The sequence below is a fragment of the Paludisphaera borealis genome, assembly GCF_001956985.1.
Lineage (GTDB): Bacteria > Planctomycetota > Planctomycetia > Isosphaerales > Isosphaeraceae > Paludisphaera > Paludisphaera borealis.
Genome location: NZ_CP019082.1, coordinates 1,894,864 through 1,908,059, shown reverse-complemented (window position 1 = coordinate 1,908,059; position 13,196 = coordinate 1,894,864). Strand labels below are relative to the sequence as shown.

Annotated in this window: 10 protein-coding genes; 1 reads left to right on the top strand and 9 read right to left on the bottom strand. The window is 67.4% G+C overall.

The annotated features are described in order from the left end of the window. Nucleotides 1–105: 105 nt before the first annotated feature. The 6 genes from BSF38_RS07490 to BSF38_RS07465 all read right to left on the bottom strand — a co-directional run bounded on the left by BSF38_RS07490 (nt 106) and on the right by BSF38_RS07465 (nt 7,330). Nucleotides 106–1,401, bottom strand: a complete 1,296-nt coding sequence (locus tag BSF38_RS07490) for an adenylosuccinate synthase (RefSeq protein WP_076344410.1) — start codon at nt 1,399–1,401, stop codon at nt 106–108. A gap of 144 nt (nt 1,402–1,545) precedes the next feature. After that, the gene (locus tag BSF38_RS07485; protein ID WP_145952009.1) at nt 1,546–2,697 is read right to left on the bottom strand and encodes a hypothetical protein; all 1,152 of its coding nucleotides are present in this window, start codon (nt 2,695–2,697) and stop codon (nt 1,546–1,548) included. Beyond that, on the bottom strand, nt 2,694–3,620 hold the full coding sequence (locus BSF38_RS07480) for a hypothetical protein (protein ID WP_076344406.1): 927 nt from the start codon (nt 3,618–3,620) through the stop codon (nt 2,694–2,696). The genes BSF38_RS07485 and BSF38_RS07480 overlap by 4 nt, the downstream gene beginning before the upstream one ends. Further along, nucleotides 3,610–4,185 (bottom strand): RNA polymerase sigma factor, encoded by a 576-nt coding sequence (locus tag BSF38_RS07475; RefSeq protein WP_076344404.1) that lies wholly within the window; start codon nt 4,183–4,185, stop codon nt 3,610–3,612. The genes BSF38_RS07480 and BSF38_RS07475 overlap by 11 nt, the downstream gene beginning before the upstream one ends. Before the next feature lie 93 nt (nt 4,186–4,278). Then, nucleotides 4,279–5,436: a glutamine-hydrolyzing carbamoyl-phosphate synthase small subunit gene (gene carA / locus BSF38_RS07470; protein ID WP_076344402.1), complete on the bottom strand. Its 1,158-nt coding sequence runs from the start codon at nt 5,434–5,436 to the stop codon at nt 4,279–4,281. 121 nt (nt 5,437–5,557) lie between these two features. Then, nucleotides 5,558–7,330 carry an ABC transporter permease gene (locus BSF38_RS07465; RefSeq protein WP_076344401.1) on the bottom strand — a complete coding sequence of 591 codons (1,773 nt, stop codon included), beginning with the start codon at nt 7,328–7,330 and terminating at the stop codon, nt 5,558–5,560. A 173-nt stretch (nt 7,331–7,503) separates the two neighbouring features. Between BSF38_RS07465 and BSF38_RS07460 the strand changes: the two genes are divergently transcribed. Then, nucleotides 7,504–8,511 (top strand): zinc-dependent alcohol dehydrogenase family protein, encoded by a 1,008-nt coding sequence (locus BSF38_RS07460; protein ID WP_076350664.1) that lies wholly within the window; start codon nt 7,504–7,506, stop codon nt 8,509–8,511. A gap of 25 nt (nt 8,512–8,536) precedes the next feature. Here the strand turns inward: BSF38_RS07460 and BSF38_RS07455 are convergent, their stop codons facing one another. The 3 genes from BSF38_RS07455 to BSF38_RS07445 form a co-directional block, all read right to left on the bottom strand. After that, nucleotides 8,537–9,658: an ABC transporter ATP-binding protein gene (locus BSF38_RS07455; RefSeq protein WP_076344399.1), complete on the bottom strand. Its 1,122-nt coding sequence runs from the start codon at nt 9,656–9,658 to the stop codon at nt 8,537–8,539. Beyond that, entirely contained in the window at nt 9,655–10,683 is a 1,029-nt protein-coding gene (locus BSF38_RS07450; RefSeq protein WP_145952008.1) for a type 2 periplasmic-binding domain-containing protein, read from the bottom strand. The genes BSF38_RS07455 and BSF38_RS07450 overlap by 4 nt, the downstream gene beginning before the upstream one ends. Before the next feature lie 375 nt (nt 10,684–11,058). Beyond that, nucleotides 11,059–13,041, bottom strand: coding sequence for a M20/M25/M40 family metallo-hydrolase (locus BSF38_RS07445; RefSeq protein ID WP_083712764.1), 1,983 nt, complete (start codon nt 13,039–13,041; stop codon nt 11,059–11,061). Nucleotides 13,042–13,196: the final 155 nt, after the last annotated feature.

The following is a 13,196-nucleotide window of genomic DNA, read 5'->3' as shown; positions in this document are numbered from 1 at the left end:
GTTTCTGCTCGCATGAGAGTCTCTGAGCCCATTCCGTCCTAGTGGAAATCCACGTGGCAAGCGAGGCGAGGCCGTTCGCCCGTGCGGCGACTGTCGACCGGGGTCTCATCGATCCTTGGGAACCATGATCGTCTGCTTACGGTCCGGGCCGACCGAGACGATCGAAACCGGAACTCCGATCTGACGGCTCAAAAATCCGACGTACTCGCGAGCCTGGCGCGGCAGATCGTCCCAGGTCCGGGCGGCGGTCAGATCCTCCGACCATCCCGGCACGGTCTCGTAAACCGGCTTGCAAAGCTCGAAATCGGCCAGCGAGGCCGGCATGGCTTCGACCTTCTTGCCGTCGGTCTCGTAAGCGACCGCGACCTTCAACTCGTCGAAGCCGCTGAGGACGTCGAGCAGCATCACGGCCAGCTCGGTCGTGCCGCTCACGCGGGTCGAATAACGAACGGCGACGGCGTCGAACCAGCCGCACCGCCGAGGCCGGCCGGTGACGGTGCCGTACTCGCGGCCGATCTGGCGGATGCGCTCGCCGGTGGGGTTGTCCTGCTCGGTCGGGAACGGCCCACCGCCGACGCGCGTCGTGTACGCCTTGACGACGCCGATCCAGCGGTCGATGTACCGCGACGGCACGCCCGAGCCCGCCGCCACGCCGACCGCGCTGCTGCTGGAGCTGGTGACGTACGGATAGCTGCCGTGGTCGATGTCGAGCAGCGACCCTTGCGCCCCCTCGAACATCAGCTTCCGCCCCTGCGCGACGGCCGCGTGCAGCCAGCTCGTCGCGTCGGTGACGTACGGACGAAGCTGCTCGGCGTATCCGAGGTATTCGTCGGCGATCTGCTTGTCGTCGAACGGCTCGAAGTCGGGCAGCATCGCGTTCAGCAGCCGGTTCTTGTAGTCGACGATTCGGGCCAGCCGCTCGCGAAATTCGGCCGTATGGTACAGGTCGGCGATCCGAACGCCGTGAACGCGGCCGACCTTATCTTTATAGCAGGGGCCGATGCCCCGCCGCGTCGTCCCCAGATGGTCGGCAGCCGACGTCGACTCTTCGGTCAGCCGCTCCTCGGCCAGGTGATAGGGGAGAATCACGTGGGCGCGGTCGCTGACGTGCAGCCGGCCCGTGAAGTCGACCCCCTGGGCCGTCAGGCTGGCGACCTCCTTGAGCAGCGCGGGGGGATGGACGACCACCCCGTTGCCGATCACGGCCTCGACCCCCTCGCGGAGGACGCCCGTCGGAACCAGCGAGAGCTTGTACGTCACCCCTTCATGGACGACCGTATGCCCCGCGTTGGCTCCACCTTGATAGCGCACAACCACGTCGTGGTGGTCGCACAGCAAATCCACAATCTTCCCTTTGGCCTCGTCTCCCCACTGGAGACCCACCACGCAAGTCGAGCCCACGGCGACGCACTCCGAGTAGCGAACAGCGACCGGAACGATCGCTTGGCATCGTAAAGTTACACGATAACGATGCCGATGCGCGTCGTCAATGACACCCGATCCCCCGCCCGAAGAAGTCCCGGGCGGGGGCGTCGATTCGCGATTTCAGAACTGCCCGCGCAGGTCGTCGATTCTGTCGCCCTGCTGGGGCGTCATGTCGAACAGGCTGTCGGCGACGTGGTTGACCGAGAGGTTCTTGACCTTGAGCGTCTCGACCATCGTCGGCTTGCCGCCGAGGTCGGGCGCATCCTTGGGGAATTCCTCGCCGCGGGTCGCAAAGGGGAGCCAGATCCCGGGCTCGACTTCCTTCAGGTCGGTGGTCGTGAACCGCCAGCCGACCTTGCCGTCAGTCGCCATCTCGCGTTTGCGAAGCACGAAGCCGTGATCGCGGTCGAGCCAGATCCGATCGGTCAGCCTCCCGAGGATGAAGCCCGGCTGAAGCAGCGAATTGAGGCTCCCGGCCAGAATCACGCACGTCGATCCGTCGACGACCTCGGTTTTCGGTTCCAGATCGTAGTCGCCGTGGTTGATCCATTCGGAAAGTTGGAATATGCCTTGGGACTTCTTCACCTCGGGGCGGCCTGTAGGGTCGGGCACGTGAAGGCCCACAGCGGCGAGATAGCCGGTCCCCTGGAACCAGTCGGCCGGCGACTTGGTCGGCCAGATCATGTATTCGTCGCCTTTCGGAGCGGTCGGCTTCTTCCGCCAGATCGTCTTGCCGTTGAATCCGAACGTCACATCCTTCTCCAGCGCGAGCACGTCCTTTGCCTTGCGCTTCTGAACGGGGATGCCGCGAGCCTGGTTCGCCTTGAGCTCGGCGATCGTGCGGTCGTAGCCCTCGCGGAGTTTCTTCTGGTTTTCTCGAATCGCGGGCGGGTCGTTCGGCCCGGCCTCAGGAGGCGCGAATAGGCCGTACTCGTCGAGTTCCACCAGCAGCTTGACCTCCTCGGGCTGAATCTGCCGCCGATACCTCTTCTCGCCCAGGAACGCCTGGCGCCACTCATCCTTGGGGAGGAACATCTTGTTACGGTACTCGGGCATCGATCGCAACTGTTTGGGCGTAAGCTCCGTCGTCGTGTCGAGCTGGTACGAAACGTCCAGGCTCTTGATCTTCTCGACGTTGCGGCGGAACGCGTCCTTGACCGCTCGCGCCTCCTCCGACTCGGCGCCGTTCAGCCACGCGGCCGTCGCCAGGCCGCAAGCAAGAAGGCCCACAATCCCCACGCTCAGACCGCGCATTCGCCATCGGCTCGTCATCGCTTCTCTCCGTTAGTGGGTTTCGATTCGACGCCAGTGACTTCGGAACGACCTTCGGAATACACCTGCCGCCCGAGGTCCGGGTCGTTGACTTCAAGGATCGCGTCGGCGGGGGGGCGGAAGGCGAGCAAATCGGCGGGGACGTTTTCGGGGGCGGGATAGTCGAGCCGCGACTCGGCCTCGGACCCGTCCGGGAGTTGCGATCGCTGTTGCACGGGTCGGAGCGAGTCGGGCTCGAACCAGAAAGTGTCGACCTGCGGACGAGCGCCCGGCACGCTTGGCCAACGCAACGTGACCTTGCGAACGGCCACGCCGTCGAGGGAATCGGCCTCGATCTTGATCTCGGCCCGATGCTTCTCGGCCCAGGCCAGCATCGATTCGCACGGCAGGACGCGACTTGCCGACTCGAACGCACTTCGATTCCCGAGCAGTTTGCGCGACCAGGCGGCCACCATGCCCCCCTCGACGTCCCACCGGAACTCCCAGCGGCTGTTGGCGACGACGACGCCGATCAACTTGTCGCCTCGCCGCGTCTCATGTCGTCCTCCCTTGTCGCGGACGTACCAGACTTCCTCGGTGCGAACCTCGCCGGCTCGCTTCATCGTGGACGTGATGTGGCACGCGGGGACCTCTGACCAGGTGACGCCGGCCGCCTTGAGGAACTGGGACGCCGCGGCGCTTCCCGGGCGGACCACCAGGCCGGCGACCCCGACCATCAGCAACGCCGCTGCCGCGACGCCGATCGACCGGAGCCAGCGCCGACGTGCCACCGCGGGACGCTTGTAAATTGGTTCGGTCGCCGTCGTTTCCAGGCAACGGTCGAGGAGGCCGTGCGGGACCGGCTCGACCGGGATTCCGCGCAGGCGGCTCCAAATTCCGGAGCCCGGAAGATCGGGCTCCCGTTCGACGTGTTCATCGAGCATGACGATCCTCCTTCTCGGAGTGTTCGGGACCTGGATTCCAGGGGGCGAGACGCGCGTGCAGCCGCTTCCGGGCGGCGAAATACCGCCACCTCGCCAGATCGGCCGAGATCCCCTGGATCGCGGCGATCTCCTCGTAGGAGAACTCGTTCCAGAATCGGAGCGTAAACGCCTCGCGCAGGTCGATAGGAAGTTGATCGACCGCGTCTCGCGCAGCGCTCTCGAACTCGCCGGCCTCGACGCGGTGTTCCGGTCCTGGATCGGACGAGAACGCCTGGTCGAACTCCAGGGGCACGAATTCGCGACGACCGCGAAGCTGATTCCGCCAGAGGTTTCGGCCGATCGCATACAGCCAGGTCCGGGACGAGACCTCCGTCGGCTGGCGAGCGCCGGAAGCCCAGAAAGCGGCGAAGCTCTCCTGGGTCAGGTCGGCCGCCCGCGCCGGGCATCCGGCCAGGCGATGAAACCAGCGGTAAAGCTCGACGTACGTTGAGCGCACGAACGCCTCACGAGAGGCTTGCCCGTTCTCCGTCGCGTCGGTTCGCTCGTCCGCTCGTTGGTCGTCCACCTGCGCCGTCCTCCTCGCGTTCTCCGATGAGAGAATAACGCGAGGGAGGATTTCGTTGGCGCGTCGGGCTTATTTTCCGTGAATCGGACCAGTTCAGCTCATCGCCGCGCGGAATTCGGCGAACAGGTACTGGCTGTCGTGCGGGCCGGCGGAGGCTTCGGGATGGTACTGGACGCCGAAGACCGGCAGGCGCGTGTGGCGCAAGCCTTCGAGGGTCTGATCGTTCAGGTTGACGTGGCTGGGGACCACGTCGGCGGGGAGAGTGCTGGGGTCGACGGCGAAGCCGTGGTTCTGGGTCGTGATCTCAACCTTGCCCGAGGCTTCATTGCGGACCGGGTGGTTCGCGCCTCGGTGGCCGAACTTGAGCTTGAACGTGTCGGCGCCGAACGCCTGGCCGAGCAACTGGTGCCCGAGACAAATGCCGAAGATCGGCACCCCGCGCGCGTCGGCGGCCTTGCGGATCAGCGTCTTGATCGTCTCGGTCTCCGCGGCCAGCGGCCGTGGGTCGCCGGGGCCGTTGGAGAGGAAAAGGCCGTCCGGCTTGTGCTCCAGGATCGCCTCGGCCGAGGCCGAGCCGGGGACCACGGTGACCCGGCAGCCGATTTCGACCAGGTGGCGCGGGATGTTCCACTTCATGCCGTAGTCGAGGGCCACCACATGCGGACGCTTGGCCGACGACTTTTCCGACTTCGCAGTCTGGTCCTTCCCCGACGAATCAAAGAGGAAATCCTGCATCAACCCCGGCTCCCAGACTGTCGCCTCGCGCGGCATCACCTCGCGGGCCAGGTCGCGGCCGAGCATGCCGGGGCTCTTGCGGGCCTTGTCGACGAGGCTGGCGTCGTCCAGGTCGGTCGTCGACAGAATCCCCTTGAGCGCCCCCTGGACCCGGGTCAGGCGGACGAGAGCCCGGGTGTCGATGCCGGCGAGCCCGATGATCCCGTGCTTTTCCAGGTAGGATTCCAGCGATTCGTCCGCTCGGAAGTTGCTGACGCGGCTGCTCAGCTCGCGGACGATGAAACCACGCACCCAGGGCTTGCCGCTCTCGGCGTCCTCGGCGTTGACGCCGTAGTTGCCGATCTCGGGGTAGGTCATGGCGACGATCTGACCGTGGTACGACGGGTCGGTCAGGATCTCCTGGTAGCCGGTCATGCTGGTGTTGAAGACGACCTCGCCGTCGATCTCGCCGCGCGCACCGAAAGCTCGACCCGTGAACACCGAGCCGTCTTCGAGCGCCAGTTTCGCCGTATCCATCGTCGTTTACCGGGCCTTGGCGCGGCCCTCTCCCCCCAAAGGCAAGGTTGTCGTGTCGATTCCCTCGATTTTACGCGCCCAGATGCTCATGCGTCGAGTGGACTATCCGCCGCGCTGCGGTTCAGGCCGATTTCCGGTGGTCGGCCGGACCGATTCGAGCGGCGAGCCGCGCTGGCGAACAGAGAAACACGACCGCGACATTGACCGCCAGGACCGCGACCGCAAGCGCCGACGCCGCGCCGAGGCCGAATTCCGGGTCTTCGCGGAGCAGCAGGATTCCCGGCCCGAGCGTCCGGTTCTCGACCCGGTTCGCGAGCAAGAGGGCCGGGGCGATGTTGGTCGCGGCCAGACAGGTCGTGAGCGCGAACCGCCGGATCGAGTCCGGCCGGCTCCACGCGCTCGCCAGCCGGTGCGCCCTGGTCCAGCTCGCTCCGGCCAGGACCGCCGCCGCGATCCGGTCCTCCCGCGCGCGGTCCGCCCCGTACCCGCCCTCCCACACGGCGAGCAGCGTCGGCGTCATCGCCAACCAGACGCCCACGGTCGGAATTAAGAAAAAGAACGGGTCCGATGCGATTGCGGCCGCCGCGTGGCGGAACAGCAAGGCCAGACCCGTCGGCGACGTGCCGTCGATCGCATCGGCCGCCAGACCGGCCAGCCAGGGCAGACTCAGCGCGGCGACGCCCATCACGAGCGGAGGCGCGACCCCGGCGTGAACCAGCGCGAGCAACGTCCCCGACGGCCCGACCGTCGAGGCCGACGAAGCCGATCGCGCCAGCCAGCCCGAGACGACGAACAGCGCGCAGACGCCCAAGCCGAGCCAGACGGAATGAACGACGATCGCGCCGAGGGTCGGATCGAGGAGACGCCCCGCCAGAGCGCCGAGGCTGTGGCCCGCCGTCCCGAGGCTGGCACCGTCCAGCGGCTGGCGACAGGTCGATTCGATCAGCACGGCGACCAATGGCACGCCCGCGATCACTCCCCAGACGCCGACGAACGCGGCGGCGGTCGCGCTCCGTCGCCACGACCCCGCGCGCAACGGTCGGCCCTCGGCCGCGGCGGCCGGCCACGTCGACGGCTCCGGCCCGGCCCATCCGTTCAAGATCACGCGGACGACGACGCAGACGAACAGAGCGATCAGCCCGAGGACGGCGATCGACGGAAACGGGTCGTCGCCGAGGCCGACGCTGAGAATCTGGTAACCGAGCGTCCGCCGCAGCCCGAGAATCATCGGCGCGCCGGGGTCGGCGACGGTGAGGATGAACACGAGGCCGGCGGCCCGGGCGAGCGCGGGGCGCAGGAGCGGCCAGTTCAGCTTCCGCCAGACACGGCTTCGCGTTCCGCCCGCCAGCCGGGCGGCGTCGCGCCAGGCGGGGTCGAGACGCTGTTGGGCCGACAGGCAGGCGAGGGCTGAGATCGATCCCCCCTGAACGATCGCGGCCCAGAACCAGGCGTACCATCCCCAGTCGGCCGGCACGAATCGACTCACCGGGCCGAGGCGGCCGCCCCAGGCCGTCGGCGAGCCCGAACCAGCCCCGAACAACACCGAGAGGCCCAGCGCGACGATCGCGGGGGGCGCGACCGCCGAGGCGCTCATCGCGGCGACCAGGATCGGCCGGGCCGGGAATCGCCAGTCGCCGACGAGCCGGCCGACGAAGACGCCGACGGCCATCGAACCGGCCGCCACCGCCCCGGCCGCGATCATGCTGTTGCGAACACAGGTCCAGACGAACGGGTCGAGAGCGGTGATCGCCACCGAAAAGATCGAGACGCGTGGCTCGCCCCCCGGCCCGCGATCGAGGACGGCCGCCGCGCAGAGCGCCACGATCGGGCCGACGACGACCAGGCCCAGAAGGGCGCTCGATGTCAAGTTTCCGAGGATGCGAAGCACCGGCATCAAGAATCAGCCAATGAAGGGAAGTCGTGAAAGGTCGCGTCGAAACGGACATCCTAGCAGCCCGCGTTCGCGTACAGCCAGTCGGCAGTGGCGGGGCCGGAGCCCGAGACGGTACGTTGGAGGCGGTCACGAACGACATGTCCGGAACGACGCCCCGCGTGGAGGACGACGCCATGAGAGCCTACCGACTGCACGAATTTTCCGGCCCCGACGGCTGGAAACTGGACGACCTGCCGTCCCCCACGCCAGGCGTTGGCGAGGTCTTGATTCGGGTCCGTGCCGCTTCGATCAACTTCCGGGACCTGCTGGTCGCCAAGGGGATCTACAACCCGACGCTCAAGCTGCCGCGCATTCCCGTCTCCGACGCCGCCGGCGAGGTCGTCGCGTGCGGTCGGGGAGTTTCGAGGTTCCAGCCCGGCGACCGCGTGGCCGCCAACTTCATGCCCGGCTGGGTCGACGGCGCGATCAATGAGCACAAGGGGCAATCGGCCCTCGGCGGCGCGGCGGAGGGCGTGCTCGCCGAGGAGGTCGTACTTCCCGAAACCGGCCTCGTTCGCGTTTCCGACCGTCTCAGCTTCGAGGAAGCGGCGACGCTCCCCTGCGCGGGCGTCACCGCCTGGCACAGCCTGTTCCTCGCCGGCGCGATCAAGCCCGGCGACACCGTGCTGACGCTCGGCACCGGCGGCGTTTCGGTCTTCGCCGTCCAGTTCGCCCGCCTCGCGGGCGCCCGCGTGATCGCGACCTCCAGCAGCGACGCCAAGCTCAGCCGGGTGCACCAACTCGGCGCGACCGACCTCATCAATTACAAGACCCAGCCCGACTGGGAGAAGACCGTGCGCAAGCTCACCGGCGGGGTCGGCGTCGACGTCGTCGTCGAGGTCGGCGGCGCGGGGACGTTCCCGCGATCGCTCCGCGCCGTGAGGTCGGGCGGAACCATCGCCTTGATCGGCGTCCTGACAGGCCAGGGACAGATCGACCCGACCTCGATCCTGATGCGATCCGTGAAGGTGCAAGGGATCTACGTCGGCTCGGTCGCGATGTTCGAAGCGATGAACCGCGCGATCGACGTCGGCGGGATCAAGCCGGTCATCGACCGCGTGTTCCCGTTCGAGAACGCCGCCGACGCCCTGCGCCTCATGGAAAGTGGGTCGCACTTCGGCAAGATCGTGATCCACGTCTGAGCGATCGATCGACGATCCGCGGCCCTCAGTGGCCGCCGGCCACCGCGAACTTGCCCATGAGCAGCGTGACGTGCTCGGGGGCGACGGACAGCGTCACGGTCTGGCCCTCGCGAACGTTGGCCGAATGGCACTGCGGCGCGACCGCGGTCACCGGCCAATCGCCGGGGCCGCGGAGCAGGATCTCGCGCGAGCCGCCGTGGAAGACGATCCGCTCGATCGTCGCGGGGAAACGGTTGGAGTCGATCGGAACCGCGGGGCCGAGGGTCAACGTCTCGGGGCGGATCGAGATCGTCACGGGAGTCGCCGGCGAGAGCCCTGGAAAGTTCGCGCGGGCGACAAGGCGGCCGACCGGGGTGCGGACCACGACCTCCCGGCGCGGCTCGCCGCCGTTGCCGTTGCCATTGCCATTGCCGTCGACCTGACCTTGCAGCAGATTCGTCGGCCCCAGCAGCCGCGCGACGAAGACGTCGATCGGCTGGTTGTAGAGCTCTTGAGGTTCGCCCGACTGGAGGATGCGCCCCAGATCCATCACGGCCAGTCGCTCGGAATGGGCGAGCGCCTCGGCGACGTTCGAAGTCAAAAAGAGCGTCGTCAGGCCCAGCTCGGCGCGGAGGCGGCGGATCTCGTCCCAGGCTTCATCGCGGTGCCGGGGCTCGACGCCCGCGAGCGGCTCGTCGAGGATCAGCACGTCGGGCTGGGTCACGATCGCGCGAGCCAGCGCCACGCGCAGCGATTGAGCGGGCGAGAGCGCGTCGGGACGCGAGTCGGCGAGGCTGTCGATCCGCAGCGTGGTGAGGATTTCCTCGACGCGGCGTCGACGTTCGCGCGAGGCGATCCCCTGGAGCTTGAGCGGATAGCCGACGTTGTCTCGAACCGCAAGAGCGGGCCAGAGCGCATGGTCCTGAAACACCATGCCGACCCCGCGATCACCCGGCGCAATGCCATGAACCATCCGCTCGCCGAAGTAGATCTCGCCGTCGTCGAGCGATTCGAGACCGGCGAGCAACCGCGCGAGCGTCGACTTGCCCGCGCCCGGGGGACCGAGCAGGCACGTCAGCTCGCCCGGCGGAAGTTCGAGCGACGCATGATCGACGGCCGCCAGCGGGCCGTATCTCTTGACCAGACCTTCGGCGATGACGCGGATCATGGCTCGCTCGATCGGATGGACGTGAGGAGAGGAGAACGCGCGGCGGCGAGCCGAGCCACCCAACGATACCGCTGCCGCGCCCACTGCGTCCACTCGGCGCGGAGCCAGGCGCGGAACCGAGGCTCGCGCGCCAGCCGACCCTGATCGACGCCGGCCAGCTCCGACAGGAGCGCGCCGTCGATCGGCTTTCGATGCCGAAGCCAGCTCTGCGACAGCCAGAGTCGCGGCCCCGGTTCAGGGGCGACCTGACCGGCCAACGTCTCCACGAGCGTCGCCGCCCCCTCGCCGCCTCGTTTCAACAACTTCTCCACCGAGGCCGGAGGCCAGGGGGGGAGCTGCGTCAGAAGCGGCACGGCGCCGGGCGGCGAGCCGGCCTTGCGGATTTCATCGATCGCCTTCCTCAGCTCGTCCTGAGCGTCCACCAACGTCGCGCCAAGAAGGTCGGCGGCCAGGCTCTCGGCGTTCGGGGAGAGTCCGATTCCCACCTTTTCGGCCGACGCGTCGGTACGTTCGTCGAGGAATTGGAGGAACGTCCGCGCCGCCGTCATCCGTCGGGCGCCGCGACGGATCGCCGCCCCTTCCTCGAAGACCACCGAGTCGGGCGCGCTCGCCGCGCCTTCGTCAAGCCTGGCGATCGTCGCATCGGCGTCGCCGCGCTCGACGGCCGCCCGCGCCGATCCCTCGCGCCATCCCGCGGTCTGCGCCCGGCCGTACAGGTCGATCAGCTTCGCATAAGCGGTCGGCCAACCGTCGTCGCGGAGCCGGCCCAGTCCCCAGGCGAGGGTCAAGGGATCGACGCGGGGATCGGCCAGAACGGTTCGGGAGGTCGGCGACGGGGCGCGCTCGACCATCCCGACGACCGATCGACGGGCCGTCGACCAGAAGGGCCGATCGGGGCCGCTCCCCAGGCTTTCGAGCTGGTCCTTCGACGCGAGGTCCACAAAGAACGAGATCGGGCCGCCGAGAAAGACGTCGGGCGGATTGGCGTCGCCCGGCTTCGCGATCCAGACGATCGAAGAGCCCAAGGCCGGGGTGCCGTCGGGCCGCTCGCGAGCCCAGGTCGCAAACTCGCGGGCGATCTCGTCACGATCCGACTTCGTCCAGTCCGTGGCGACCCGCAGCGCTCGAGGGTCGCTGTTCGTCGATCGAGGCCCGCACCCGCTCAGCAGGGCGGCAAGGAGCGCGACGAACGAAAAGCCGATGCAAGTATTCCGGCTTATTTCGATCCCTCGGAATACAAGCCCGAAGCGCAAGCGAGTGAATTCCCCCCGATACAAGCCTGAATCGCAAGCGAGGGAATGATTCAGACGATCGACGACGGCCTCGATGAGATTCACTCGCTTGCGCTTCGGGCTTGTATTCGGTTTCAATAAGCACATGCCGATATCATTCCATCCGCCTTAATGATTCGGCGCGACGTTCGGCTTGCCGAGGTCCACCTTGATCGTGACGTCCTTGCCGTCTCGCTTGACGACGACGTCGACGTGGTCACCCGGCTTGTAGCGGCCGAGGCTTTCCATGTAATCGTAGATCGTGCTGATCGGCTTTCCGCCGATGCTGGTGATGGTGTCGCCCCCCTTGATGCCGGCCTTGGCGGCGGGTCCCCCCTCGCGGACGTCGGAGAGCTTCATGCCGGCCTTCGACTCATCGGCGTAGTCGGGCATCACCCCCATCGTCACGCTCATACTGGTGGACGCCGACTGGGCCGTCCGCTTCGGCGCGGTCAGCCGGGCGAACTCCGGACGCTCGGGACGCCGGGCGACGTCGAGGAGGATCAGCTCCATGTAGTCGGCGATCTTGGCCATACCCGCGTAGTTGATCCGATCGGAGTCGTCGCTCGGCCGGTGGTAGTCGGAATGGATGCCGGTGAACGCGAACAGGACGGGGATGCTCTTGCCGTAGAACGACTGATGGTCGCTGCCGCCGAAGCCGTCGGTCATGCCGCTGACGGTCTTGATCGTCAGGCCGGCGTTCTTGCCGAGCGTCTCCACCAGCCCCTGCGAGTTCGGCGAGGTGCCGGTGCCGATCATGGTTAGCTCGTTTTTGTCGTTGAGGCGGCCGACCATGTCGAAGTTGATCATCATCACGGTCGAGGCGAGCTTATAGAGCGGGTGTTCGACATAGTATTGCGATCCCAGCAGCCCGCGCTCTTCGCCCGAAAAGGCGATGAAGACCACGCGACGGGGCAGGGGGTCGCGCCGGGCGGCCAGCCGCCGCGCGACTTCCAGCACCATGGCGGTTCCCGACGCGTTGTCGTCGGCGCCGTTGTGGATGTCCCGCGACAGGAAAGCCAGCGAGCCCGACATCAGGCCGCCGCGTCCCAGGTGGTCGTAGTGGCCGCCGACGACGATCGTTTCGTTCGCGTGCGGGCCCGAGCCTTCGAGGACGCCGATCACGTTCTTGGTGTCGACCGAGGGTCGTTCGATCGTGACGTGCGCCGAGAGCGTCACGTTCTTCAGCTCGCGCGTCCGGGGCTTGAGATCCTTGTCGATCTGATGTTCCAGCTCGGTCAGCGACGGCTCGCCGGCGGCCTTGAGGATCTTGTCGGCGAACTCGCGGGTGAGCTGGACGAACGGCAGCTTCGAGTTCACTTCCGACCCGGCCGAACCGAGGCTGAGAAGCGTGTCGTTGTCGGTGCCGAGGGAGGCGAAGTCGTTGACGAGGAGGACGATCTTCGCGCCGTGCTGGAACGCGTTGGTGGCCTTGTGCCGGAGCGCCGAGAACTCGGTGGTCTTCTTGCCGTCGAACGAGCTGCGCTCGTCGTTCTGCTGGGGCTCGCGACGGAGGATGAGGACGGCTTTGTCCTTGACGTCGAAGCCGGCGTAGTCGTCGTAGTCGAGCTTCAGATCGTCCTGCTTGGCCGTGATGCCGTAGCCCGCGAAGACGATCGGGACCGCGTCGGCGACGCCGTTGACGCCGATCGCCAGGGCGCTGAAATCGGTTCGAGAGACCGCCTTCAGGGTTTGACCGTCCGACGATTTGACCGCCAGATCGAGGGGCTCGCCGAGTCTCGGCTGGCCGGTGAGCGTGAACGTCTGGAAATAGCCGTCCGCGCCGGGCGCGGTCTTGAGCCCCAGCTCCTTGAAGACCGCGGCGATGTGGTCGGCCGAGGCTTCGATGCCCTTGGTGCCGGGCGCGCGGCCTTCTTGCTCGTCGGCCGCCAGAAACGCGACGTCGCCACGCAGCCGGGCCTCGGCCGGGCTCACGTAGGTCGCGGTCGCGGCGGGCGCCGCCGTCGGCGAGTCGGAGGCCCTCGCCACCGGAACCTGGGCCGCCGCTTCACCTGTCCCGAGACACGGGGCGAGAGCGCCGATCGCAAGCAGTCCGGAAGCGATCAAGACTCCTCGGGTTTCCCTCCCCAGTCTCCATTCGCGATACCGCATCCGGCTCGTTCCTTTCTCAAGGCCGACCGGAAGCCGCCAGAGCCGGCGCGGTCGAACACGTCCTGGTTCTACAGCAATCAATGATTCTCTGTGGTGGGCTGGCCAGGGTCAAGCAGACTTCCGACGGCCGTCGCGCCGGAGGGCGCATTGCAGGC